Annotated in this window: 16 protein-coding genes; 8 read left to right on the top strand and 8 right to left on the bottom strand. The window is 57.2% G+C overall.

Features of this window, described 5'->3' with window-relative positions; all coding sequences use genetic code 11:
* The 6 genes from DYL59_RS00365 to DYL59_RS00340 form a co-directional block, all read right to left on the bottom strand.
* Window positions 1-918: a serine hydrolase gene (locus DYL59_RS00365; RefSeq protein ID WP_135287379.1), complete on the bottom strand. Its 918-nt coding sequence runs from the start codon at window positions 916-918 to the stop codon at window positions 1-3.
* A complete protein-coding gene (locus tag DYL59_RS00360) occupies window positions 908-1,636 on the bottom strand; it encodes a thioesterase II family protein (protein WP_135287378.1) in 729 nt (242 codons plus the stop codon). Before DYL59_RS00360 ends, DYL59_RS00365 begins: the two co-directional genes overlap by 11 nt.
* Window positions 1,626-7,379 (bottom strand): type I polyketide synthase, encoded by a 5,754-nt coding sequence (locus DYL59_RS00355; protein WP_167496638.1) that lies wholly within the window; start codon window positions 7,377-7,379, stop codon window positions 1,626-1,628. Before DYL59_RS00355 ends, DYL59_RS00360 begins: the two co-directional genes overlap by 11 nt.
* 1 nt (window position 7,380) lies before the next feature.
* On the bottom strand, window positions 7,381-9,237 hold the full coding sequence (locus DYL59_RS00350) for a non-ribosomal peptide synthetase (RefSeq protein ID WP_135287376.1): 1,857 nt from the start codon (window positions 9,235-9,237) through the stop codon (window positions 7,381-7,383).
* A gap of 11 nt (window positions 9,238-9,248) precedes the next feature.
* Window positions 9,249-10,451 carry a crotonyl-CoA carboxylase/reductase gene (ccrA, locus tag DYL59_RS00345; protein WP_202877190.1) on the bottom strand — a complete coding sequence of 401 codons (1,203 nt, stop codon included), beginning with the start codon at window positions 10,449-10,451 and terminating at the stop codon, window positions 9,249-9,251.
* 461 nt (window positions 10,452-10,912) lie between these two features.
* Entirely contained in the window at window positions 10,913-12,496 is a 1,584-nt protein-coding gene (locus tag DYL59_RS00340) for a peptide chain release factor 3 (RefSeq protein ID WP_135287375.1), read from the bottom strand.
* A 329-nt stretch (window positions 12,497-12,825) separates the two neighbouring features.
* Here DYL59_RS00340 and DYL59_RS00335 point away from each other — a divergent pair, with 329 nt between their 5' ends.
* The 6 genes from DYL59_RS00335 (at window position 12,826) to DYL59_RS00310 (ending at window position 18,395) form a co-directional block, all read left to right on the top strand.
* On the top strand, window positions 12,826-13,542 hold the full coding sequence (locus DYL59_RS00335) for an ABC transporter permease (protein ID WP_122489589.1): 717 nt from the start codon (window positions 12,826-12,828) through the stop codon (window positions 13,540-13,542).
* Between the two features lie 20 nt (window positions 13,543-13,562).
* Window positions 13,563-14,456 carry a glycine betaine ABC transporter substrate-binding protein gene (locus DYL59_RS00330; protein WP_135287374.1) on the top strand — a complete coding sequence of 298 codons (894 nt, stop codon included), beginning with the start codon at window positions 13,563-13,565 and terminating at the stop codon, window positions 14,454-14,456.
* A gap of 12 nt (window positions 14,457-14,468) precedes the next feature.
* Complete coding sequence (locus DYL59_RS00325) at window positions 14,469-15,122, top strand: ABC transporter permease (RefSeq protein ID WP_135287373.1); 654 nt, start codon at window positions 14,469-14,471, stop codon at window positions 15,120-15,122.
* Entirely contained in the window at window positions 15,119-16,276 is a 1,158-nt protein-coding gene (locus DYL59_RS00320; protein ID WP_003171711.1) for an osmoprotectant ABC transporter ATP-binding protein OsmV, read from the top strand. Before DYL59_RS00325 ends, DYL59_RS00320 begins: the two co-directional genes overlap by 4 nt.
* Before the next feature lie 172 nt (window positions 16,277-16,448).
* Window positions 16,449-16,826, top strand: coding sequence for a hypothetical protein (locus DYL59_RS00315; protein ID WP_135287372.1), 378 nt, complete (start codon window positions 16,449-16,451; stop codon window positions 16,824-16,826).
* 405 nt (window positions 16,827-17,231) lie between these two features.
* Window positions 17,232-18,395, top strand: coding sequence for a type III PLP-dependent enzyme (locus tag DYL59_RS00310; RefSeq protein ID WP_105697409.1), 1,164 nt, complete (start codon window positions 17,232-17,234; stop codon window positions 18,393-18,395).
* 50 nt (window positions 18,396-18,445) lie between these two features.
* Here the strand turns inward: DYL59_RS00310 and DYL59_RS00305 are convergent, their stop codons facing one another.
* Together DYL59_RS00305 and DYL59_RS00300 are read right to left on the bottom strand one after the other, a co-directional pair.
* Window positions 18,446-19,195 (bottom strand): tetratricopeptide repeat protein, encoded by a 750-nt coding sequence (locus DYL59_RS00305; protein ID WP_135287371.1) that lies wholly within the window; start codon window positions 19,193-19,195, stop codon window positions 18,446-18,448.
* A gap of 1 nt (window position 19,196) precedes the next feature.
* Window positions 19,197-19,877 carry a Fe2+-dependent dioxygenase gene (locus tag DYL59_RS00300; protein ID WP_135287370.1) on the bottom strand — a complete coding sequence of 227 codons (681 nt, stop codon included), beginning with the start codon at window positions 19,875-19,877 and terminating at the stop codon, window positions 19,197-19,199.
* A gap of 208 nt (window positions 19,878-20,085) precedes the next feature.
* Here DYL59_RS00300 and DYL59_RS00295 point away from each other — a divergent pair, with 208 nt between their 5' ends.
* On the top strand, window positions 20,086-22,389 hold the full coding sequence (locus DYL59_RS00295; protein ID WP_135287369.1) for a TonB-dependent receptor: 2,304 nt from the start codon (window positions 20,086-20,088) through the stop codon (window positions 22,387-22,389).
* 135 nt (window positions 22,390-22,524) lie between these two features.
* Window positions 22,525-25,050 carry a PepSY domain-containing protein gene (locus tag DYL59_RS00290; RefSeq protein WP_135287368.1) on the top strand — a complete coding sequence of 842 codons (2,526 nt, stop codon included), beginning with the start codon at window positions 22,525-22,527 and terminating at the stop codon, window positions 25,048-25,050.
* Window positions 25,051-25,067 lie beyond the last annotated feature (17 nt).

The following is a 25,067-nucleotide window of genomic DNA, read 5'->3' as shown; positions in this document are numbered from 1 at the left end:
TCAAAACGCCTCGGAGAGATATTCACATCTTGCGTAGTCATCCAGAAGACGGGAAAACAGCGCAATGAAGTCTCTGGCGTAAGCAAAGGCCGGCCTGGGGCTTTTAATGCGATACAGGTCGTCCACGACGATCGAAAAGATGACCCTTACCGCACCATCATGGGCAAAGTAAGCGACGCTGTTGTAGTTGCGATACCCTATGCCGTGCTTGTCACCTACTTGGTCCGTATCTCTCAGCCAGCTCCTGATCGCAGTGCTATCTTGCTGAGCGCGCATGCATGTCAAGCCGAACGCGCACAACTGCGGACGAATAAACGCCTTACCAGCACTTAATCGACTGTTTGCACCTTTAACCAGTATTGACAACGCCACAACTAGATCGGATGCCGTGGTGGTATTGACAGCACTCAGCGGATGATCCGCCGCCAACGCTTCACTCGGTACCGCCGACAAATGCCAAGTGCCGGCCAGCCCCATGACCGTCGACAACGCGTTCAGACGCTCAAGACCGAGTAAATCCACAAGATAAAAGGTCGCGATGTTATCGCTTAAACCCATCATCAACTTGAGCAGTTCAGCGATGGTGAATGCCCGGGGGCTGTCCAACAACCAAAGGCCGCCGCAGGTTTGAACACCCGCGTTCAGGTTATCCACAACGACACTGTCGCTCAATGTCAGCTCTCCCTGTTCAATCAGCAACAGCACCGCCACTAAGATATAAAGCTTGCGGGTACTTGAGGCCGGGACACGGGAGTGCTCATTAAACGCATGACGAGTATCACGAACGACATCATGTATGCACCAGCGGTAGGTGCAGGCCGGTTCGTACTGCGCTCTTTCAACCATGTGCTGCCCGATGACCTGCAATGACCCAACACCGCTAGCCAAGCCATCCCGCACCTGCGGTTCAATCCTCATTTAATACAAACTCCTGCAGTCTTTTCCCCACCAATCTGGCGACCAATATTGCTTGGGAGCGAATAAAAAAATGATCCCCATCAATGACCGATACTTGGCATCCATTGGAGGTGTGAAATGCCCAGGCTGGATAATCGTCAAATAGACTGGTCACCTTGTCCCGGTTGCCCAGCAATAGATCAATAGGCACGGAAACAGGAGTAACTGTGCGTTTCGAAAGATCGATAGCCAACTGAAAGTCGGCCCTGATCATAGGCAGTGCCGTGTTCATCAGTGCCGGATTGGCCATCAATTCCGGCGGTGTTCCCCCTAAGTCTGCCAACATCCGCAATAAGGCTGAATCGCTCAGATCTCGCTCACGGGTACGCATCGCCTCGGAAAACCGCTCAGGCGCCAGGCACCCGCTGATAAACAATCGCACGGCTTTTAGTCCTCGTGTTTGCTCTAACACGCACTGGAACTCAAACGCGACACGCCCGCCTAGGCTGTGTCCAAAGAGGGCAAAAGGATGAACGCACCATCGAGCATACTCAGCCATCAAGTAGTCGATCAGTCCATCACGGGTGAGCAACGCCGGTGCGTGCTTCAGCCCACCCCGTAGCGGAATTTCAACGGGAATCACCCTGATATTTGGCAACACACGACGCCAGCGCGCATAAAAACCGGCACTACCCCCCGCGTAGGAGAAGCACAGCAGTGTAAGCGGCTCAGTGCTCATCGGTCGCGCTCGCCAGGCTAAGCAACTGGTTCAGGTAACGCACCATGCGATGCCCCCAGTCCTCAACCTCTGCGGTTGAGAACCGCGGCGTGTGGTGCCAGAAGTTGAATCGCAAATCACCTCCATTGATTTCAACTACCAGATGCAGACCCGGCACTCGCCGCATGTCTTCGATATTGGCCCCCGACAACAACCCTTCCGATACTGGACCGAGGATCTCTACGCCTTCGATTCGAACCTTACCCGGGGACTCAGAGCAGTGGCGATAGTTGAGGAAGTTGATGCCCACATCCGAAAAGTAGGTGTCGCCAGCCATTGCGCAAAACGTCGGCACTTCATCTATCAGCATGGACGGATGCATGAGCGGATAACCCTGAAGGGCCTCCAGCGTGCGTGCAACCGTAGCGATACCGCTCAACCAGTCGTGATGCACCGTGATCGGTACCGGTAGCGGAGCGGTGAACGGACCGATCACATTGTTGAATTCGCTCAAGCCACGCCCACTGTTGATTGCACAGATAATCAACTGATCACAACCAATGACGTCAGCCATTGTCTTGGCATAAACATACAAAATCGCATTAAAAACGCTGAATCCATAGCGATCAGCCAGCTCGCTCAAAATACGGTTCCCATCGGTGACTTCGACGCTGTACCTGGACGCCAAGCACGCTGCAGTAGAGGCAAAACCCGGATGTGCAGGCAGGACAGTAGGGCCTTCAAAGGCGTTGAACAGACCCTTGAAGAAACCGGCGTCAATGCCCCATTGCTGACTCAGATATTGCTGCTGGCGACGTGCATAATCCGCGTAGCAGATGTCGTGATCCATACGACTCAAGGGTTGATGCTCGGCGAGTCTGTGCAGACACTCACCAAACCGGTCAAAGAATAGGGTCAGGGACTTGCCATCGAACTCCAGATGTTGAACCCCTATCAATGCGATGAAAAATGGCTCCCCAACATCGATAAAGTGAATCGCCCAAGTCACATTGTTTTCTGGCTTAGGCAATGCCTGCGCCATGGCCTGCACAAGAGCGGCGATATGCTTTGTTTTGCCCGCAGCCGTGTGTGAAGAAAAATCTGTAAACAGCACGCCAAAGTCCTGAAGGACTTCAGCTGTGGTTCTAACGACGGGTTGTCCTTGCGGAAAATACGTTCGCAGCAAGCGGTGCTCATCCACTACCCGGAACAACGCTTTTCGGCAGTGTTCAGCATCGAAGCGACAGTAAATCAAATAAGGGATGATGCGGAGTCCGTAGTCCTTGCCAATAAGCGAAATCCAGCGCTTTTGTTGCAGTGAAACGGCTATGTCCAGCGTTTCAACAGAGTCGTTGTGCTTGCTATGAACTGCATGCCACGCTGGCTTATTGACGTGCGCCACAAGGGCCGCCTGTAATTCGCTTAACGCCTGCATGGCATTTAGATGTTTGACGGTCAACGGCAGTTCAAATTGCGTAACGAGTGCATTCTTCAGTTGAACCAGCGCCAACGAGTCAAAACCCAGAGCCTTGAAACCAAACGCTTTGATCTTGTCGTAGCCACAGTTCGGCGCTTCAAGACCCACCAGCGAATCAACTGTCGCTACGAGCCAGGTCTCGAGCACGCCAACCACCTGAGCGTTGTCGGTGCACTCAAGAAGGTGAGCCGAAACTCCGACCGGCCTGGCCCTATGTTGATTGTTGTTGTCCGTTATTAGTTGCTCAAGGAACCGTGCACACACCCGGGACCTGTCTCCCAAGGCCTTGGCGTCAATGTTCATGAACCCCGCAATTCTGGAGGGTCCGGCCAGTAGTTGGCGGACAACAAAAAAACCTTCTTCACAGCTGTGGCTGTTCAAGCCAGTGGCTTTGAGCACCTGCATTCGTCGATGGTTACCGCAAAGCTTTCCAGCATCGCCCCATACCCCCCAATTGATTGTCACTACCTTGGATGCCCGGCAGAACAATGTGTCATGGGCGGCGTCGAGAAAGGCACTGGCTGCACCATAGGTCGACTGTCCACCATTACCCAGAATTGAAGTGGCAGAAGAGAAATTGAACACACACTCAATCTCCCGCTTCTGGTCGCATAGCAGTTGATAAAGAGTCAGGACACTCGTGCATTTTGCGTCGAACGCGCGCTGCAGATCTTCAACCTGAACCTCATTGGCCAACTGGTCATGGAGATCGACGGCCAGATTGAAAATGGTCAACGTGCCAAGCACTGTGGATTGCAGCCAATTCGCACATTCATCGCGCCCTTGCTTTGACGCAAGGTCGACCCCCAGATACCGGACATTCGGGTAACGCATCATCAGCGCCTGCATCGCCTCACTAGGCGCTGATGAGCGTCCGAGAACATGAATGCACCGGATCTGATCAGCGCAAAGGCTTTCGATCAACTGCCTGCCGATGCCGCCCGCACCGCCGATCAGTAGGTAGCTTTGATCGGCAGGGAAACGATAGCGGACGTCATTGCTATCCCTGGCCCTTTCCAGCCGTAGTACAAAAGCTTGCGCTTGCCTGACCGTAACGACGAGCTCGTCGGTAAACGGCAACAATACAATAGGGTTGGCTTCCTCAAAACCTGTGGGCGATTGCCCCCTGATAAAGTGTAGGACCGTCACTTTCCAGTCAGGCTCTTCGATCAACACAGAGCGAAGCATGCCCACAACACTGTTTGCCACCGGGTTGAGGCTCATGTCCTCCTCGCGGATGACCGATGTGGCGAACAACAGACAAAAATGTGGTTGTCGATCATGCCCCACAGGCACAGAGCGCAACAGGTTCAAGACACCTGCACAGACATCGATTGCAGTCGATACGTCATTGTTCGGCAAGTGCCGCAGGTCGAGATACACTCGGTCCAAGCCGTCAACATCCTCCTTCCAGATGCCGTCAAATTCCAGCGCGGCAACATTCAAGGCTTCACGCGATAATGCGTCGTTGCCCATCAAGCGATTCAATGCGAAGCAGCGGAACTGGCGGAAGGCGTTTTCCAGATAGCGGGTTTCAGCCTTGTTGAATGTCTCGTTTGGCGTGAGGAACAACACCTTTTGCCCGGCAGCCGAGTGGCTATTCATCCACTCCACTGTCAGCGGGCGCCACACCGACTGATAGGCTTGTCCGGCCAAAGCGTGAGCCGGCCCAGACGCTTCAATCCAGCAGCGAACGCGCTGGAAAGGATACGTCGGCAAACCCGTCAAAACCGGCGCCCGCTCTTGTGTGAATGGAAGATGAGCATCAGTGCCCGCCCTGAACAACTCACCCAGCATCTTCAAGTATTGTCGATGATCCAAATGCCCTCCCCTTGCCATGGGCAACACACTCAATCGATCTGCGGCCTCACTGAGCACCAGACCGGACAAAATGGCTTTCGGCCCAATCTCGACCAAATGAGTGCAACCCAGCTCAAGTGCTGAGGCAACGCTTGCTCGGAAATTCACGGTTTGACGCAACTGACGACGCCAGTAATGCGACGTTGCCACCTCATCGCTCATCAGCGTGCCGGTTACCGTGGAAATGAAAGGCAAAACAGGTAGGTTCAATTCGAAACTATTCAGATGGGCTTCAAAGCGGTCTAGCAAAGGGTCTAACAACGAAGAGTGCCCGGGACGTGAAATCTTCAAGCGCGTTGCGCTTACTCCTAAGCTGTCCGCGTTTTTTATGAGCTGCTCAACCGCTTCCAACGCTCCGGAAACCACCGTGTTACTTATCGAATTCAAAGCGGCAATCGACAGCACACCAGGAGTGCCTTCGATTAATCTCGACACGCACTGGTGATCGCCCCCAAGGGCCACCATGGCACCGATATCTCCCAACGAGTCCAGCAATCGGCTGCGCTGTACAAGCATCCGAAAACCCTGCTCGGCAGTGAACACACCTGCGACGCAGGCAGCCGCGTACTCACCCAAGCTATGCCCGAACAGTGCCACAGGGATTAGCCCACTACTCAGAAACAGCCGAGCCATCGACACTTGAAGAGCAAACGTCATGGGCTGCGAGAACGTAATATCTTCCTCGATTTTCCAGTTGATACGGGGATTGAACAACAGCTCTGCGGCAGAGGCACCGAAGACGTCTCGGCAGACTGGATCGAATCCGTCCAGTTCGTCCTTGAACAGCGCTTCATGGAGATAGAGCTCTCGCCCCATGTCCCGATGTTCACCCCCTTGGCCCGAAAATATCAGCCCGACCCTTGGCGAGCTCACAGCCGGCGGCCGAGCCCCGAAGGTCAATCCATTAAGTGCGTCGATGGCCTCCCTGCGATTGCTGGCGATGACGTACGCCCGTTGCTCGAATATCGATCTGGAATGAAGAAGATTGGCGGCGAACAAGGGGAAGTTCTCGTCCGGTTGATCTTCAAGAAACTGACGGTAGCCAGTGCATAGCTGTTGCAGGCCGTCTATCGTTTTGGCCGAGACTGGAATCAGGCAGGTCCGCTCAAATTCGAGTGGTGAACTAGCACCCTTGCGAACCGGTGCCGTCTCGACAATCAGGTGTGAGTTATTGCCACCCAAGCCAAAGCTACTGACCCCTACGATGACTTCAGGATCACTGAGGACTACTCGTTGCCGGTTGACGGCAAAAGGGGTTTCCTCAATGTAGAGATTAGGGTTGTACTGTTCGAAATTGATGGTCGGGGGAATTATCTTGTGCCGAGTGATCAGGACAGCCTTGATCAGACCGGCCAGGCCAGCCGCCCAGCCCAAGTGCCCGATGTTGCCTTTGACACTCCCAAGGTGACAGGTGTGTTCGCGATCACGGCCGACATAGGCATTGGCCAAAGCTTTGATTTCAATGGGGTCCCCGATGGGGGTAGCAGTACCATGGGCTTCGACGTAACTAACCTGCCCCGGATCAACACCGGCGATAGCGAGTGCTTCACGAATGACCCGTGCCTGCCCTGCCACAGAAGGTGCCGACATGCCCGCTCTAAAAGCGCCGTCATTGTTGGTGGCGACCGAGCGAATCACGGCATGGATCTGATCACCGTCAGCCAGTGCGTCACTGAGTCTCTTTAGTCCTACCACCGCGGCCCCCGAACCAAACACCGTACCGCTGGCCTTAACATCGAACGGACGACAATGCCCATCGGCGCTGAACGGCATGCCGGGCTCAAAGTAGTACGGCATTGATTGCGGTACAGAGATCCCAGCGGCACCAACCAGTGCCGCGTCGCACTCTCTCAGCAATAGCGCCTGTATGGCGGCTTGAATACCGAATATCGAGGTCGCACAAGCGGCCTGAACGTTTACTGCAGGACCACAACAATTGAGTTTGTAGGCGATGCGGCTGGCGAGGAATTCTTTATCCGTGGCCATGAACTGCGCAAGTGCTTCGCAGGATTGATACAGACCACAGGCACTGTCGCGATCACGCTGAGCATGAATATTGTTGATGAAATAGGAGCTGGGGCCAGCACCACAAAATACGCCAACAGAACCGGCCTGCGCGTGTAACGATGCATCCTCCAACACCTCCCATGCACACTCGAGCAAGATTCTGTGTTGGGGATCCAGCAACTGGGCTTCCTTGTAACTAAACCCGAAAAACTCGTAATCAAAGTCTTCTAGACCCGCAAGCTCGGCGCGAGCCAGAATCTGCCCCTGCGCGCCGGTCTCGACATGAATGCTTTCAACACCTTCCAACAGGTTTTGCCAGTATTGGTGGACCGATGTGGCCCCTGGAAATCGGCAAGACATACCGATAATCGCAATATGGCTTTCATCATTCAGTCCCTGGTGTTCTTCATGAGCGCGCATGTCAGCCCCCGTTTCTTTCACGAGAACGTTGAATGGCGGCCGACCTGTTTTGCTGACTGCTGGCAATAGCAACTGTCGAGGCATGCGGTTGTGTCGCCTCCAACGAGCGCTGATAAAAGGAGCACAACAACCTGGGCGTCGGATACTCGAATAGATCCGTCTGACGGAACGCATGGGCCAACGCATAACGCAACTCGGCCAGCAAGGAAATCAAGGTAATGGAGTTCGCACCCGCATCCATAAAGTTATCTGTGGCGCCGACATGGTCCAAACCGAAACAACAGGCAGCCAGCTCGCACACCCTCGTTTCAAGCTCACCCAGCGGCTCAACGTAATTCGTTGAACGGTTCGATTGCATTGCCCCTACTTGAGGCAGCTGTTGCAGATCGACCTTGCCATTTTGTGTCAACGGAATGGCGGAAATTTTTTTGTAGAAGGACGGCAGCATGTAATCAGGCAACCTTGCCAGCAGGTGCCTGTGCAGGCTCATACTAAAATCTTGATCGGACGCTTGGGCCGTGAAATACAAGATTAATGTCGTAGTTTGACCGGACTGTCTGGCCACGACGAGGCACTCATCGACTAAATTGGCATTAGCCGCGACGGTCTCGATTTCCTTTAACTCGACACGATAACCTCGGATCTTGAGTTGCCTATCACGGCGCCCTACGTACTCGAACAACGATTGCTCGTTGAGGAAACAAATATCACCGGTGTTGTACATCCGTTCGTGCGTCTGAGGATGCCTCACGAACTTCTCGGCCGTTTGAGCGGACATACCGTAGTAACCCAATGCCAATGAGCTGCCCGCGATGTAGAGCTGTCCCTCATGACCAGGCATAACCGGCTGCAAGTTGTCATCAAACAGGTAGGCCGTGCTGGCTGGGGTCACCTGACCAATAGGTGGCAAATCCGGCCAGTTTTCCGGCGCGCCTTCGAGCCGATGTTCCATCACCACGTGCGTTTCGGTCGGGCCGTACTGATTGATGAGACGGCACTGGGGGTTAGCCTTGAACCACTGCCTGACGGCAGGACTAATCTTCAACGGCTCGCCAGCACAAATTATTTCCCTCAAGTTCACCAACACCGCCAAATCGCGAAGATTGAATGTGACCAGAGGAATCAGCATTGAGGTTGGCAGAAAAAGGCGCGTCACGCCGCCAGTGAGCAGCAGTGTAGTCAGTGCATGTAGGTCTTTCTTTTGTTCATCCGTCACGATGAGCAGGCGATCGCCTTGGCACAGCGCACTGTAAATCTCCTGAAAGGCGACATCAAAACCTTGGGCTGCGTACAACAACGTGGTACCTGTCTGAGCAGTCGTTTTTCCCATCCAGTCGATCAGAGTCGTGAGCGAGCGATACGGCAACATGACCGGCTTGGGCTGCCCGGTTGTTCCGGAGGTAAAGACCACATAGGCCGGCAGCTCATCCGATATATCCGTCTTGATAGCTGGATAGTCGGTACCGAGTGCTGCCGTAGTAGGCTCATTAATATTCAATGTGCGGGTCTGTTCGTTCAACATCACTGTCAGTTCGGCGTTCTCCTGCTCGTTCAGCAGACATAACGACAAATCGATAGAAATGATCATCCCGCGCAACCGTTCAATCGGATATTTTTTATCTAACGGAACTACGGTTCGCCCTAATAAATGCACCGCCAGCACCGACACAACATAATCAATGCTTTTCTCCATCATGACACCAATCATTGCCCCCGAACCGGTCAATGAAATCATCCCCGCCACACGCAGAGCGCTATTATACAATTGGCCATATGAAACTTCTGATGAGGCCGCAGACACTGCTGGAACACCTGGGTACTCCCGAGCGAACTCGGCAAACCGTCGAATGAACACCATGAGTTCACCTCTTATGTTTGACTACCTATTCGGATCACGAAATTACCAAGAAGCCCTCTATTGTCGAGCATAATTTGATGGGCTTCCGGCAAGTCTTCAAAATCAAAGACCCTCGTCAAACAGGGATTTACAAGACCCTCCACAACCAAGTTATTGAACGCAACGCATTGAGCCGAATTTGCAAAATGCGAACCTTGGAATCTTTTTTGTCGCATCCACTGATAGCGAATATCAAAAGTGCCTATATACCCACTGGTGCCAGCACAAATAACCACCATCCCGCCGGCTTCACAAACAAAAGATGAGGTCGGAAATGTATCTTCGCCAGGGTGTTCAATCACTATATTTGGATTTTTCTTTTCTCCAACCAAACTCCAGATTTCTCGTTGAAAGCGTTTCGCTTCACTGAGCCATTGAACGTATCTGGCCGAGTCTCCTATGTCCTCGAGCGTCCCCCAATGCTTATACTTCTGACGATTGATCGAGCCTCTGGCACCAATTTGCTGGCAATACTCTGCTTTCTCGTCGCTGCTCACTACAGCAATGGGGATGCCTCCAGCGGCGTTGACCAATTGGATTGCCATCGACCCCATTCCGCCACTCCCTCCCCAGATGAGAACAACATCGCCCGGCTTGACCGTGTGCGGGGCGAAGCCATGCAGCATCCGATAGGCTGTTGCCCCGCAGAGCATGTAGGACGCTGCTTGCTCCCAGCTTAAGTGCGCAGGCTTGGGCAAAATCGCTTGCTCTCTAACCCTGGTGTACTCCGCAAAGGCTCCGAAATTAACTTCGTAACCCCATATCTTTGCTGACTTGTCCATAATCTCATCGGCCACTGCGTCACGATCCCACCAACCGCAATGCAGGACGACCTCATCACCGACAGATATGCCACATACCTCTTTGCCTACAGCAACAACGATTCCGGAAGCATCGGACCCGGCAATATGAAAGTCATACGGCTCACCGCGAGATCGCTGAAGCTCAATAACATCAACTGGATATCCCCGTGCCGCCCAAACGCCATTATGATTGACACCGGCCGCCATCACTTTAACCAAGCACTCATCGGGTTGAAGGCTAGGCACGGGCACCAACTCAATAACAAATGCACTTGATGGCTGGCCGTATCGCTCGGCCCTAATGAGTTGAGCCAACATTACCTTAGGAATGTTTGGACTTGCCGGATCAAGAGTAGCGCCTGCCTTGCTCATATCCTTAGCACCTTAATAGGTTCGATTAACAACCGTTGACATTCGCCCAAGAAAACAATGACTGCTTATCTCAACGACAACTGAAACCGAGCATTACGACCAACCAGAAGCTCAACGAGAGCTTTCCGACAAATCAAACCTAGTGCAACTCATAAAGAAAAAGCAAAGAAATATTAAAAATTCAGAAGCCACCTACAACAAACGAAATACCATTCCCAAACCACCAAAGAAACCCCTTAAATACTTGTGATACTTCACCCACAATGAAATAAACAATATAAACATCACTAACACTCTTTTGAAAACCCGAAAGTCGACCGGGTTGAATTCGATTAAAACTACAAATACCAACCACGTACAGCGGTAGGAAACCACTAGAGAAATATTCCACGCGACTCAAAAAAACCGCAAAAAAAACCCGGTGCTTTCGCGACCGGGCTTTGGGTTTTACAGCTCAAGACTTAATGATGCTCACGCGTCGCACGGAACTTCACATCCGGCCAGCGCTCTTCCATCAACGCCAGGTTCACCCGGGTCGGCGCCAGGTAGGTCAGGTGACCACCGCCGTCCACCGCAAGGTTTTCCACGGCCTTGTTGGAGAACTCTTCCAGCTTCTTCTTATCGCTGCAATCGATCCAGCGCGCGGAGTACACGGTGATCGGCTCGTAGGAGCACTCGACCTTGTATTCCTCTTTCAAACGGCTGGCGACCACATCGAACTGCAGCACACCGACGGCGCCGAGGATGATGTCGTTGCTGCGCTCGGGGAAGAACACCTGGGTGGCGCCCTCTTCCGCCAGTTGCTGCAAGCCTTGGCGCAGTTGCTTGGATTTGAGCGGGTCGCGCAGGCGTACGCGGCGGAACAGTTCCGGGGCGAAGTGCGGGATGCCGGTGAAGCCCAGGGTTTCGCCTTCGGTGAAGGTGTCGCCGATCTGGATGGTGCCGTGGTTGTGCAGGCCGATGATGTCGCCGGCGTAGGCTTCTTCGAGCTGTTCACGCTCGGAGGAGAAGAACGTCAGGGCGTCGCCGATGCGTACGTCCTTGCCGGTGCGCACGTGGCGCATCTTCATGCCTTTTTCGTATTTGCCGGAGCAGATGCGCATGAAGGCGATACGGTCGCGGTGTTTAGGGTCCATGTTCGCCTGGATTTTGAACACGAAGCCGGTGAATTTTTCTTCAACCGGCTCTACGGTGCGCTCGTTGGCAACACGGGCCAGTGGGCGCGGGGCCCAATCGACCACAGCGTCCAGCACGTGGTCCACGCCAAAGTTGCCCAGGGCTGTACCGAAGAACACCGGGGTCAGCTGACCGTCGAGGAACTCCTGCTGGTTGAACTCGTGGCAAGCGCCCTGCACCAGTTCCAACTGGTCGACAAAGCGGTCGTACTCGTCACCCAGGTGGGCGCGGGCTTCGTCCGAATCGAGCTTTTCGATGATCTTGGTCTCGGTGCGTTCGTGACCGTGGCCGGCGGTGTAGACAATGATGTAGTCGTCGGCCAGGTGGTACACGCCCTTGAAGTCGCGGTAGCAACCAATCGGCCAGGTAATCGGCGCGGCCTTGATCTTCAGGACGGCTTCGATTTCATCCAACAGCTCGATGGGGTCGCGGATGTCGCGGTCGAGTTTGTTGATGAAGCTGACGATGGGCGTGTCGCGCAGGCGGCACACGTCCATCAGGGCGATGGTCCGTGGCTCGACGCCTTTACCGCCGTCGAGCACCATCAACGCCGAGTCAACCGCGGTCAGGGTGCGGTAGGTGTCTTCGGAGAAGTCTTCGTGGCCTGGGGTATCAAGCAGGTTGACCATGTGGTCGCGATACGGGAACTGCATGACCGACGTGGTAATGGAAATACCCCGTTGTTTTTCCATTTCCATCCAGTCGGAGGTGGCATGGCGGTCGGATTTGCGGGATTTCACCGTGCCGGCCACCGCGATTGCCTTGCCCATCAGCAACAGCTTCTCGGTGATGGTGGTTTTACCGGCATCGGGGTGGGAAATAATGGCGAAAGTGCGGCGTTTCGCGACTTCGGCGGCCTGGTGGGTCATGGGAAATCGCCTGGCAGGTGAGTCAAAAAAGGGCGGCGAGTATAGCGTAATCCCAGGGTGCCGGACCACCGTTCACCCGATTAGGGGTGGCTAAATGCTGCCAAGTGTGGAACCTTTTAAAAGGTCGAGACGTCCACTCCCCTGCTACCGCACTCGGAACAGGGGCTGATAAATCAGCAAGTTAGCCTGACGAGGCTGCGCTCATGGCTCGGATTGATACCGCGTTGCCGGTATGGACGAGCTGCTTTTCGCGACCACATTCGCCGACAGCCAGGAATGGCATTGCCGCTCGGAAATGTGCTCGCCGACTGAAATAAAGGAGTCCGCCTGTGGCTATTCGCTATGGCAAAGGGCTGATAGGAGGAGCGGTTGTCGTCGCCCTCTTGGCCCTGCTGGTCCACTGGATCGGCATCAACACGATCGAACTGTACCGCGACGATTTGTTGTTTTACCTGCAAGCACATTTGATCCTCGTTCTAGTCTCCATGCTGGCGGCCCTCGTTGTGGGCATCCCCGCCGGTATCCTGCTTAGCCGACCGCACATGGTCGGGCGCGCAGAACGCTTCATGCAGATCTTCAACATCGGCAACACCGTCCCTCCCCTGGCCGTACTGGCCATCGCCCTTGGCGTCCTCGGCATTGGCAGCGGCCCGGCGATCTTCGCGCTGTTCTTGGCCTCCCTCCTGCCCATCGTGCGCAACACCTACGAAGGCCTCAAAAACGTCCAGGGCTCCCTCAAAGAAGCCGCCACCGGCATCGGCATGACGCCGCGCCAGGTGCTGTTTCGCGTGGAGTTGCCCAACGCCGTACCGATCATCATCGGTGGCGTGCGCGTGGCCCTGGCGATCAACGTCGGTACCGCCCCGCTGGCGTTCCTGATTGGCGCCAACAGCCTGGGCAGCCTGATCTTCCCCGGCATCGCCCTGAACAACCAGCCGCAATTGCTGCTCGGCGCCGCGTGCACCGCGCTGTTGGCATTGCTGCTTGACGGTCTGGTGACCATGGCCAGCCGCCTCTGGCTGGAACGCGGGTTGCGTCCGTCTTAAGGCTTGGCAAAGGAATTCACATGAAAAAACTGACGTTGATACTAAGCTGCGTCCTGCTGTGTGCAGGGTTAGCGCAAGCCGCTGAAAAACCGGTCATCCGCATCGGCGCTCGGGTGTTCACCGAACAGACCCTGCTGGCCGAAATCACCTCCCAGTACCTGCGCACCAAGGGCTACGACGCCCGTGTGACCGGCGGCCTGGGCAGCAACCTGGCGCGCAGTGCCCAGGAAAGCGGGCAACTGGACCTGATCTGGGAATACACCGGCGTGTCGCTGGTGGCCTATAACCATATCGACGAGAAGCTCGACAGCGCGCAATCCTACGCACGAGTGAAGGAAGTCGATGCGAAAAAAGGCCTGGTCTGGCTGACCCCTTCGCGTTTCAGCAATACCTACGCCCTGGCGCTGCCAGAGAAGGTCGCCCAGGAACATCCCGAAATCAACAGCATCAGCGACCTGACCAAGGCCGTGGCGCAAGACGCCAAGGCCAATCGCCTGGTGGCCCTGGACACCGAGTTCGCCAACCGCTCCGACGGCCTGGCCGGCATGGTCAAGCTCTATGACATGAACCTGACCCGTAAAAACACCCGGCAGATGGACGCGGGCCTGGTCTACACCGCGCTGCGAAATGGCCAGGTGTTCGCCGGTTTGGTCTACACCACCGACGGCCGCTTGAACGCGTTCAAATTGAAGCTGCTGGAAGACGACAAGCACTACTTCCCGGACTACACCGCCGCACCGGTGATCCGCCAGCAATACCTGGACCAGCACCCGCAACTGGCCGCTGAACTCAAGCCCCTGGCCGAACTGTTCGACGACGCAACCATGCGCGAATTGAATGCGCGGGTCGATGTCGACCACGAAAGCCCCTCCGCTGTTGCCGCCGACTTTCTGCGCCAGCATCCAATCAACTAACGAGGAGAAGACATGGAATTTCTGAACGCCTTTTCCCATCTTGATTGGGCCCAAGTCCTGCACCTGACCTGGCAGCACATTACCCTGGTGGGTATCGCCGTGATCCTCGCGATCCTGATCGGCGTGCCCCTGGGTATCCTGATGACCCGCTTCCCGACCCTGGCCGGCCCACTACAGGCCAGCGCCACGGTGCTGCTGACCGTACCGTCCATCGCCCTGTTCGGCCTGCTGCTGCCGTTCTACTCCAAATTCGGCCAGGGCCTGGGGCCGATGCCGGCGATCACCGCCGTGTTTCTCTACTCCCTGCTGCCGATCATGCGTAACACCTACCTGGCCCTCACCGGGGTGGAACCGGGCATTCGCGAGGCCGCACGCGGCATCGGCATGACCTTCGGCCAGCGCCTGCGCATGGTCGAGTTGCCCATCGCCGTGCCGGTGATTCTTGCCGGTGTGCGCACCGCCGTCGTCATGAATATCGGTGTGATGACCATCGCCGCCACCATCGGCGCCGGTGGCCTGGGTGTACTTATTCTGGCTTCCATCAGCCGCAGCGACATGTCGATGCTGATCGTTGGCGCCGTGCTGGTCAGTCTTCTGGCCATCTTCGCCGACCTGCTTTTGCAATGGCTGCAACGCTCGCTGACTCCAAAAGGATTGCTCAAATGATCGAACTTCAAAACCTGTCCAAGACCTTCCAAAGCAACGGCAAGACTGTCACCGCCGTGAACGATGTAAGCCTGACCGTCAATGAAGGCGAAATTTGCGTATTCCTCGGCCCATCGGGCTGCGGCAAGAGCACCACGCTGAAAATGATCAACCGCCTGATCAAGCCCACCTCGGGCAAGATTTTGATCAACGGCGAAGACACCACCGACCTGGATGAAGTGACCCTGCGCCGCAACATCGGCTATGTGATCCAGCAGATCGGCCTGTTCCCCAACATGACCATCGAAGAAAACATCGTGGTCGTGCCCAAACTGCTGGGCTGGGACAAACAGAAATGCCACGACCGCGCCCGCGAATTGATGAGCATGATCAAGCTGGAGCCCAAGCAGTACCTGCATCGCTACCCGCGTGAATTGTCCGGCGGGCAGCAACAGCGTATTGGCGTGATCCGCGCACTGGCGGCCGATGCGCCGCTGCTGCTGATGGATGAGCCATTCGGCGCAGTGGACCCGATCAACCGCGAGATGATCCAGAACGAGTTCTTCGAGATGCAGCGCGCGCTGAACAAGACCGTGATCATGGTCAGCCACGACATCGACGAAGCCATCAAGCTGGGCGACAAGATCGCCATCTTCCGCGCTGGCAAGCTGCTGCAAATCGACCATCCGGACACCCTGCTCGCCCACCCGGCCGACGAGTTCGTCAGCAACTTCGTGGGCCAGGACAGCACCCTCAAGCGCCTGCTGCTGGTCAAGGCCGAAGACGCCGCGGACAACGCCCCGTCGGTCAGCCCGGAAACCCCGGTGGCCGACGCGCTGGAACTGATGGACGAGCACGACCGCCGCTATGTGGTAGTCACCTGTGCCGAGAACAAGGCGCTGGGTTATGTACGACGTCGCGACCTGCACCGTCAGACCGGTACCTGCGGCCAATACTTGCGCGAGTTCAACGCCACGGCGGCGTATGACGAGCATTTGCGCATCCTGCTGTCGCGCATGTACGAGTTCAACCGTTCGTGGTTGCCGGTGATGGATGCCGAGCGGGTGTTCCTTGGGGAAGTGACGCAGGAGTCGATTGCCGAGTACTTGAGCTCTGGTAAGTCGCGTGGGGGCAAGACCAGTATTGTTTCGCCGGCTGAGACGGCGTTGGCGTGAATCACGGGGCGTTCCAAGGCATTGTGCTGCGGAACGCTCAAGTTCTATAGAAATTGCTTCATATAACGATCGAGTCTTGAAGACTGTTAACGTTCACAGGTTCTCAGATCGTTCGAATGCCTTTAACTGACTGCGGTAGTTATTTACCTCACGCCCTTTCAAGGAGCATTCCATGAGCCTTCCCTATCCAGAACCTCCCCGCGAAAACTCACCGGACCTGGAGTCAACCGACCAAGCCGTGAAAATATGGATCAGCGCGATCACTAACCCGATCACACCGGTTAAAGGTGCGACAGTCGAAAGATTTCCGATCGCAGATCTGCTGGACGCGCAAAACAATGTAGTTAGAAGCGGTGGAACCTTCACCCTCGTCAGCCCGCTGCCAAAGCCGCCGAATGTCACCGTCCAGACTCAACCGGGAACAGCGATGAATGGGTACGTCAAGGTTGAAAACGTGCAGGCGAATATCACCGTCGTCTGCCGGTTTACGCCCCACGCCCCCTACTCCCACCTGACGGGAAACTACACGCTGAACATTCAGCCTCGTTGAGTACGCGTCATCTGCCGTGATACCTGCCTGGCCCCTCAATCAGCCTTTCGAGTGGGCCAACTTTTCCAGCCAATTGTCCCCATCCGGGGAACATCATTCCGTCACACCTGTCGGTTACATAAGAAGCTGCACGGGTGCTCGCGACGAACGCGTGCAAAAACGCGACATTTTTAGTTGATCTCAAGCCCCTCACGCCCTAAAGTTCGCGCCGAACGTCCATGCTGGAAACGATCCATCCGGCTCAAGTACTGACGACGAGACAGCAAGGCCAAGGGCTGCGTTACTGCCCATGGCCTTTTTGCTTTCGGCGACATGCCTTGGGAAGTAGGCGAACCAAAGTGGGGATACGGAGGACGTTCATTTGCACCCATTGATCAAATTTGTTTGCCCTTAGGAGTTCCCAGCATGTCGATCCAGGTCGAAGATTATTTCGCGCGCGCCACATTTGACAAAATGAAGGCGTTCGCCGACAAGCAAGAAACCCCGTTCGTGGTGATCGATACCGCGATGATCAGCCAGGCCTACGATGACCTGCGCGCCGGTTTCGAATTCGCCAAGGTGTATTACGCGGTCAAGGCCAACCCGGCCGTCGAGATCATTGACCTGCTCAAGGATAAAGGTTCGAGCTTCGACATCGCCTCGATCTACGAGCTGGATAAAGTACTGAGCCGTGGCGTCAGCGCCGACCGTATCAGCTACGGCAACACCATCAAGAAGTCCAAAGACATCCGCTACTTCTTCGAGAAGGGTGTGCGTCTGTTCTCCACCGACTCCGAAGCCGACCTGCGCAACATTGCCAAGGCCGCGCCGGGTTCGAAAGTGTATGTGCGTATCCTCACCGAAGGCTCGACCACGGCTGACTGGCCTTTGTCGCGCAAATTCGGCTGCCAGACCGACATGGCCATGGACCTGCTGATCCTGGCCCGTGACCTGGGCCTGGTGCCGTACGGCATCTCGTTCCATGTGGGTTCCCAACAGCGCGACATCAGCGTGTGGGACGCTGCGATTGCCAAGGTCAAAGTGATCTTCGAACGCCTGAAAGAAGAAGACGGCATTCATCTGAAGCTGATCAACATGGGCGGCGGCTTCCCGGCCAACTACATCACCCGCACCAACAGCCTGGAAACCTACGCCGAGGAAATCATCCGCTTCCTCAAGGAAGACTTCGGCGACGACCTGCCGGAAATCATCCTGGAGCCAGGCCGTTCGTTGATCGCCAACGCCGGTATCCTGGTGAGCGAAGTGGTATTGGTTGCACGTAAATCCCGTACCGCCGTCGAGCGTTGGGTGTACACGGATGTGGGCAAGTTCTCCGGCCTGATCGAAACCATGGACGAAGCCATCAAGTTCCCGATCTGGACCGAAAAGAAAGGCGAGATGGAAGAAGTGGTTATCGCAGGTCCTACCTGCGACAGCGCCGACATCATGTACGAGAACTACAAGTACGGCCTGCCGCTGAACCTGGCCATTGGTGACCGTTTGTACTGGTTGTCCACCGGTGCATACACCACCAGCTACAGCGCGGTGGAGTTCAATGGCTTTCCACCGTTGAAGTCGTTCTACGTTTAAGACGGCTGCACATATAAAAAACCCATGACGAATCATGGGTTTTTTTCGCCTTAAGAAAGGCTTATGGCACGTTGCTGGTAAGCGTCAGCCATCGCCCGAATTTGCGGATCACTCGCCGCTGCCAGCGCCTTGTGCGCCGTTCGCAAAAACTTCAAGTTCCCCCCCGCCAATGCCTTGCCTAACCACTCTAGCGCTTCGTCGACCTGGCCTCTGTCGGCCAGCACCGCCGCGAAGCTGAACTGCCCGCGAAAATCCCCGCCTTCGGCTGAGCGTCGATACCAACTCACTGCTGCCTCCAGATCCCTCGGGCAAAACCGGCCATCTTCCAGATAACGCCCCAGCAGGTTCATCGACTTGGCGTGGCCTTGCTCGGCGGCCTGGCGATACAAGGCCAGCGCTTGCCCTTGGTCTTCGGCAACCCCGCGACCAGTGGCCAGCAGATTGGCGCAGTTGTACTGCCCCCAATCCAACCCCGCCTCGGCCGCCACGCGGTATTCCCGCGCCGCCGCCGCTTCATCGACCGCACAACCCCAACCATGCTCCAGGCAGCGCCCCGCCATGTTGCGGGCCATCAAATGCCCACCCTGGGCCGCGATCTGGAACCAGCGCAGCGCCAGCGCTTCATCCCGTGCAATGCCTCGGCCTTCTAGCAGGATTTGCCCGAGCAGGGCCTGGGCATCTACCACGCCCTCTTTCGCCGCGATCAGGATGGCCTGGGCGGCACGTACCGGGGAGTCGTCGAGCATGCTTTGCAGCTGTTCGACGTTGAGCACTTCTTCGCGACGCAGCAAAAAGCCCATGTCAGACCTCAGCCCAGCGACGCAACAGGTTGTGATAGGTGCCCGTGAGTTGGATCAGCGCTGGGTGGTCGGGCATGTCGGCGGTCAGTTGCTGGATCGCGCCGTCCATCTCGAACAGCAGGGTGCGCTGGCTGTCTTCACGCACCAGGCTTTGGGTCCAGAAGAAGGAGGCGTAGCGCGCGCCACGGGTCACGGCGTTGACTTTATGCAGGCTGGAGCCGGGGTACAGCACCATGTCGCCAGCCGGCAGCTTGACCTGTTGCAGGCCGAAGGTGTCCTGGATCTCCAGCTCGCCGCCGTCGTATTCGTCGGGGTCGCTGAAGAACAACGTGGATGACAAGTCGGTACGCACCCGCTCAAAGCTGCCCCGCGCCTGGCGCACGGCGTTATCGATATGGAAGTCGAAACTCTTGCCTTCGGTGTAACAGTTGAACAGCGGCGGGAAGACCTTGTTCGGTAACGCCGCCGACATAAACAGCGGATTTTTCCACAAGCGCTCCAACATTGCCGCGCCGATTTCCTTGGCCAGGGGGTGGCCTTCGGGCAATTGCAGGTTGTGTTTGGCCTTGGCCGACTGGTGCCCGGCGGTGATTTTGCCGTCGGCCCAATCGGTGGTTTCCAAGGCTTGGCGGATGCGCTGCACTTCTTCGCGAGAGAACAGGCCGGGAATATACAGCAACATGGGGCAATACCAGCAGAAACCAGAGAGGCGCCAATGGTATTGATTCTTATCAAGCCTGTAAAACGCCGAGACGGATGAGATCGTAAAAACCGTAAGCCGAAAGTGTAAAGAATGTAAATTCAATGCAATTAGCAATGTATCGCAATTGATAGAAAGTCGTGTTCACCCTATATTCCGCCGCCTCACATCCTTGGGGAGAGGACACGTCATGTCGCGCACTTCAATAAAAACACCCGCCAGTTCACCACGTATGCTGGCTTCGGCCATCGGCGTAGCCCTGTCCGCCAGCTCTGCTGCCCACTTGGCGCAAGCGGCTGAAGACACCGAACAAAAAGGCGAGCGCAACAGCATTTCTCTTGGCGCCACCAGCATTACCGGCCAGGAAACCGACAACACCTCCTACCAGGTGGAAAAAGCCTCCTCGCAGAAGTACACCGCGCCGCTGGTGGACACCCCGCGTTCGGTCACCGTGGTACCGCAACAAGTGCTCAAGGACACCGCCGCCACCTCGCTGCAGGACGCCTTGCGCACCGTGCCGGGTATCACCTTCGGCGCTGGCGAAGGCGGCAACCCGCAGGGCGACCGCCCGTTCATCCGTGGCTTTGACGCCCAGGGCGACACCTACCTGGATGGAGTGCGCGACACCGGCGGCCAGAGCCGCGAGATCTTCGACATTGAGTCCATCGAGGTCAGCAAAGGCCCCAACTCCTCGTTCGGCGGTCGCGGCTCGGCCGGCGGCAGCATCAACCTGGTGAGCAAGACGCCCCAGGCGCGGGACTTCACCAACGGCGGTTTCACCTACGGTTCCGACCAGACTCGCCGCTATGTACTCGACGTAAACCGCCAGTTCCTGGATGACAGCGCTGCGTTCCGCCTGAACCTGATGAGCCACGAACAGAACGTGGCCGGCCGCGATGCCGTGAATTACGACCGTTGGGGCGTGGCCCCGTCGCTGACCTTTGGCCTGGGCACCCCGACCCGCGTCAACCTCAGCTACTACCACATGGAAAGCGACGACCTGCCGGATTCGGGCATTCCCTACGCGTTCCCCAATAGCAGCGCAACCGCCACCCACGTTCACGACAAACCCACCGACGGCGGCGACAGCAACAACTTCTACGGCCTCAAGAACCGTGACTTTCGCAAGACACGCGCAGATATCAGCACCATTTCCGTCGAGCACGACCTGAACGACAACATGACGCTGAAGAACACCCTGCGCCATGGCAGCACCGGCCAGGACTACATCCTCACCCAGCCGGACGACAGCACACGCAACGTCAGCCGTTTCGGCACGGTATGGCGTCGCGCCAACACCCGCGTCTCCACCACCACGACCACCACCAACCAGACCGATCTGTTCGGCAATTTCCAGGCCCTGGGCTTCAAGCACAGCTACTCCACCGGCCTTGAGTTCACCGGCGAAGAAACCCGCGTCAGCGGTTACACCGTGAGCCCGAACACCAACCCGACCTGCACCGTGGCCGCCGGCAGCCTGGGTGGCCAGTGCACCTCGCTGAGCAACCCGAACCCGGATGACGCCTGGAACGGCACCATCGCGCGCAACTATTTGGGCAACAACACCAAGGCCACCAGCCGCGCCGCGTATGTGTTCGACACCATCGAACTGGACCCGAAATGGCTGCTGAACGTCGGCCTGCGCTACGACACCTTCGACACCGAAGCCAACACCAATGGCAGGACCGGAACGACCCCAACCCGCGTCAAGCTCAAAGACGACAGCCAATTCTTCAACTGGCAGGCCGGCCTGGTCTGGAAGCCGCTGGACAACGGCAGCATCTACACCTCCTATGCCACTTCGGCGTCGCCACCGGGCGGCCTGGTGGGTGAAGGCGTGGATAGCAACTCGCTCCCCACCGGCATCAACACCAGCGACCTGCAACCGGAAGAAACCGTCAACTACGAGCTGGGCACCAAGTGGGACCTGTTCCACAACCGCCTGTCCCTGTCGGCCGCGGTGTTCCGTACCGAGAAGAAAAACACGCGCATCCTGGTGGACTCCAACACCTACGAAACTGCGGGCGAGTCGCGGGTCGATGGCCTGGAACTGTCGGCCAGCGGCAAGATCACCGAACAATGGCAAGTGTTTGCAGGCTACAGCTACCTCAAGGCCGAGCTGGTTGACCCTGGCAAAAACGGCACCCGCCTGGGCGTTGTGACGGCCGGCTCCAATAAAGGCAACCAGATGCCCAACACCCCGGAGAACTCGTTCAGCCTGTGGACCACCTATGACGTGACCCCCAAGCTGACCATCGGCGGCGGCGCGTTCTACGTCGACCAGGTTTACGGCGATGCGGCCAACACCGTGTACGTGCCGTCCTATACCCGCTACGACGCCATGGCCAGTTACAAGTTGACCAAGAACGTGGACCTGCAATTGAACGTGCAGAACCTGACCGACAAGACCTACTACGACAAGGCCTACGCCTCGCACTTCGCCAACCAGGCGGCCGGTCGTACGGCATTGTTGTCCACCAGCTTCCACTTCTAAAAGCGGCAAGCAAACCGTCAAAGCCCCACGCATCGGATGCGTGGGGCTTTTGCGTGTTAAACAGAATATTTCTCGATAACCCACGGCATAATGCGCGCCGTGGCATTCACATCCAGATAGACGAGGCGGTCAGACGTGTTGAAGAAAACCCTGTTCCAGTTGCACTGGTTTTTCGGCATTACCGCCGGGCTGGTCCTGGCCTTGATGGGGATCACCGGGGCTGCGGTCTCGTTTCAGGATGAAATACTGCGGGCGCTCAACCCCACCGTACTGACCGTCGAGAAGCGCGAAGCTGGTGTGCTGCCTCCTGCCGAACTGGTGCGCAAACTCGAAGCCACCGAAGGCAAGACCGTGTCCATGCTCTGGGTAGAAAGCGAAAGCGGCAACGCTGCCCGCGTGTTCTTCACCCCGCCGCCGGGCGAGCGCCGTGGCCAGATGCGTTACTTTGACCCCTACACCGGCGACTACATGGGCGACGCCGTCGGCCAGGATGTGTTCGGCTTTGTCCTGCAATTGCACCGCTTCCTCGCCATGGGTGAAACCGGGCGCAACATCACCGGCGCCTGCACGCTGATCCTGGTGTTCTTCTGCCTCTCCGGCCTGTACCTGCGCTGGCCGCGCCAGGTGGCGAGCTGGCGTGCGTGGCTGACCCTGGACTGGCGCAAAAAAGGCCGCAGCTTCAATTGGGATTTGCACTCGGTGTTCGGCACCTGGTGCCTGTTGGCCTACCTGCTGGCGGCGCTTACCGGCCTGACCTGGTCCTACGACTGGTACAGCCAGGCCGTGACCAAGCTGCTGTCCGACGCCCCGCAAAACGAGCGCCAGCGCAAACGTGGCCCACCGCCAACGGGCCCGGCCCCGGTGGCCAACTACGACGCCATATGGAGCAGCATCTACAGCAATGCCGGCCCCGACTTGAGCGCCTACAACATCCGCATGCCAGCCGTGGCCGGGCAACCGGCCACTGTGTATTACCTGCTCAAAGATTCGCCCCACGAACGCGCACTGAACCAGATCAACCTGGACCCGGCCACCGGCCAGGTGAAATCCCATGACCAGTACGCCAGCAAAAGCCTCAAGTCGCAGCTTCTGACCAGCATCTATGCCCTGCACACCGGCAGTTATTTCGGCCTGGCCGGGCGGATTATCCTCACCGTCAGTTCGTTGCTGATGCCGCTGTTTTTTATCACCGGCTGGCTGCTGTACCTGGACCGGCGGCGCAAAAAGCGCCAGGTGCGTGATGCACGCAAAGGCCTCGGCGCCAACACCAGTGATGCGCCAGCCTGGCTGATCGGCTTTGCCAGCCAGAGCGGCTTTGCCGAACAGCTTGCATGGCAAACGGCGGGGCAATTGCAGGCCGCCGGATTGCCGGTGAAGGTGCAGGCGTTGAGCAGCGTCAGCCAGCACGAGCTGACTCAATCGCAAAATGCGCTGTTCGTGGTCAGCACCTTCGGCGACGGCGAAGCCCCTGACAACGCCCGAGGGTTCGAACGCAGCGTGCTTGGCCAAGACCTGTCCCTCAAGGGCCTGAACTACTCGGTACTGGCCCTGGGTGACCGGCAGTACGAACACTTCTGCGGCTTCGCCCGGCGTCTGCATTTCTGGCTGACCAACCAAGGCGGCAACCCGCTGTTCGCCCCAGTCGAAGTGGACAGCGGCGACACCGCCGCCCTGCTCCACTGGCAACAGCAGCTGGGCCAGCTCACCGGTATCGCGCCCGTGGCAGCATGGCCGACTGCCCAGTATGAAAACTGGACGCTCACCCAACGCACCCTGCTCAACCGCGACAGCAGCGGCTCAGAGGTGTACCTGCTGGGCCTTGCACCGCCTTCGCCCCAGACCTGGCAAGCCGGCGACCTTGTTGAAGTGCTGCCACGCAACTGCCCCTGGGCGATCGAGCATTTTCTCCAGGGCCTGGGCCTGGCCGGCAGCGACGGCGTGCTGATTGACGGCTTGGCACACAGCCTCGACCAGGCGTTGGCCAACCGCCAACTGCCCACCCATCGCGCCCATCTGGTCGGCCTGCATGCCCAGGCACTGGTGGACGCCCTGGTGCCCCTGAGCATGCGCGAATACTCCATCGCCTCGATTGTCAGCGACGGCGTGCTGGAGCTGATCGTGCGCCAGGAACGTCACCCCGACGGCAGCCTGGGCCTGGCAAGCGGCTGGCTCACCGAACACGCCGCCCTTGGCTCAGCCATCAACCTGCGCCTGCGCCGCAACAGCGGCTTCCACCTGCCGGACGCGCCGGTACCGCTGATCCTGTTGGGCAACGGCACGGGCCTGGCTGGCCTGCGCAGTTTGCTCAAGGCCCGCGTTGCCGATGGCCAGCAGCGCAACTGGCTGCTGTTTGGCGAGCGCAATATCAAGCACGACTTCCTCTGCCAGGACGAACTGCACGGCTGGTTGGCCAGCGGTGACCTGGCGCTGCTGGACCTGGCGTTTTCCCGCGACCAGGCAGAGAAGATCTACGTACAGGACCGCCTGCGTGAATCCGCCGACGTGCTGCGTAAGTGGCTGGCCGAGGGCGCGGCGATTTACGTATGTGGGAGTTTGCAGGGGATGGCGACTGGGGTGGATCAGGCGTTGGTGGATATTTTGGGCAGTGAAGCCGTGGAACGCTTGATTGAACAGGGCCGTTACCGTCGGGATGTGTACTGAGAATCTTTAGGCACTGA

The sequence above is a fragment of the Pseudomonas kairouanensis genome (genome assembly GCF_004682055.1).
In the GTDB taxonomy this organism is placed as follows: Bacteria; Pseudomonadota; Gammaproteobacteria; order Pseudomonadales; family Pseudomonadaceae; genus Aquipseudomonas; species Aquipseudomonas kairouanensis.
This window is presented reverse-complemented; position numbering and strand designations above follow the sequence as displayed.

Coding starts and splice junctions, on each gene's coding strand:
- DYL59_RS00310 (WP_105697409.1), top strand. CDS start 17,232: ATGTCGATCCAGGTCGAAGATTATTTCGCGCGCGCCACATTTGACAAA.
- DYL59_RS00295 (WP_135287369.1), top strand. CDS start 20,086: ATGTCGCGCACTTCAATAAAAACACCCGCCAGTTCACCACGTATGCTG.
- DYL59_RS00350 (WP_135287376.1), bottom strand. CDS start 9,237: ATGGTGTTCATTCGACGGTTTGCCGAGTTCGCTCGGGAGTACCCAGGT.
- DYL59_RS00360 (WP_135287378.1), bottom strand. CDS start 1,636: ATGAGCACTGAGCCGCTTACACTGCTGTGCTTCTCCTACGCGGGGGGT.
- DYL59_RS00340 (WP_135287375.1), bottom strand. CDS start 12,496: ATGACCCACCAGGCCGCCGAAGTCGCGAAACGCCGCACTTTCGCCATT.
- DYL59_RS00315 (WP_135287372.1), top strand. CDS start 16,449: ATGAGCCTTCCCTATCCAGAACCTCCCCGCGAAAACTCACCGGACCTG.
- ccrA (WP_202877190.1), bottom strand. CDS start 10,451: ATGAGCAAGGCAGGCGCTACTCTTGATCCGGCAAGTCCAAACATTCCT.
- DYL59_RS00355 (WP_167496638.1), bottom strand. CDS start 7,379: ATGCGCGCTCATGAAGAACACCAGGGACTGAATGATGAAAGCCATATT.
- DYL59_RS00325 (WP_135287373.1), top strand. CDS start 14,469: ATGGAATTTCTGAACGCCTTTTCCCATCTTGATTGGGCCCAAGTCCTG.
- DYL59_RS00365 (WP_135287379.1), bottom strand. CDS start 918: ATGAGGATTGAACCGCAGGTGCGGGATGGCTTGGCTAGCGGTGTTGGG.
- DYL59_RS00330 (WP_135287374.1), top strand. CDS start 13,563: ATGAAAAAACTGACGTTGATACTAAGCTGCGTCCTGCTGTGTGCAGGG.
- DYL59_RS00305 (WP_135287371.1), bottom strand. CDS start 19,195: ATGGGCTTTTTGCTGCGTCGCGAAGAAGTGCTCAACGTCGAACAGCTG.
- DYL59_RS00300 (WP_135287370.1), bottom strand. CDS start 19,877: ATGTTGCTGTATATTCCCGGCCTGTTCTCTCGCGAAGAAGTGCAGCGC.
- DYL59_RS00320 (WP_003171711.1), top strand. CDS start 15,119: ATGATCGAACTTCAAAACCTGTCCAAGACCTTCCAAAGCAACGGCAAG.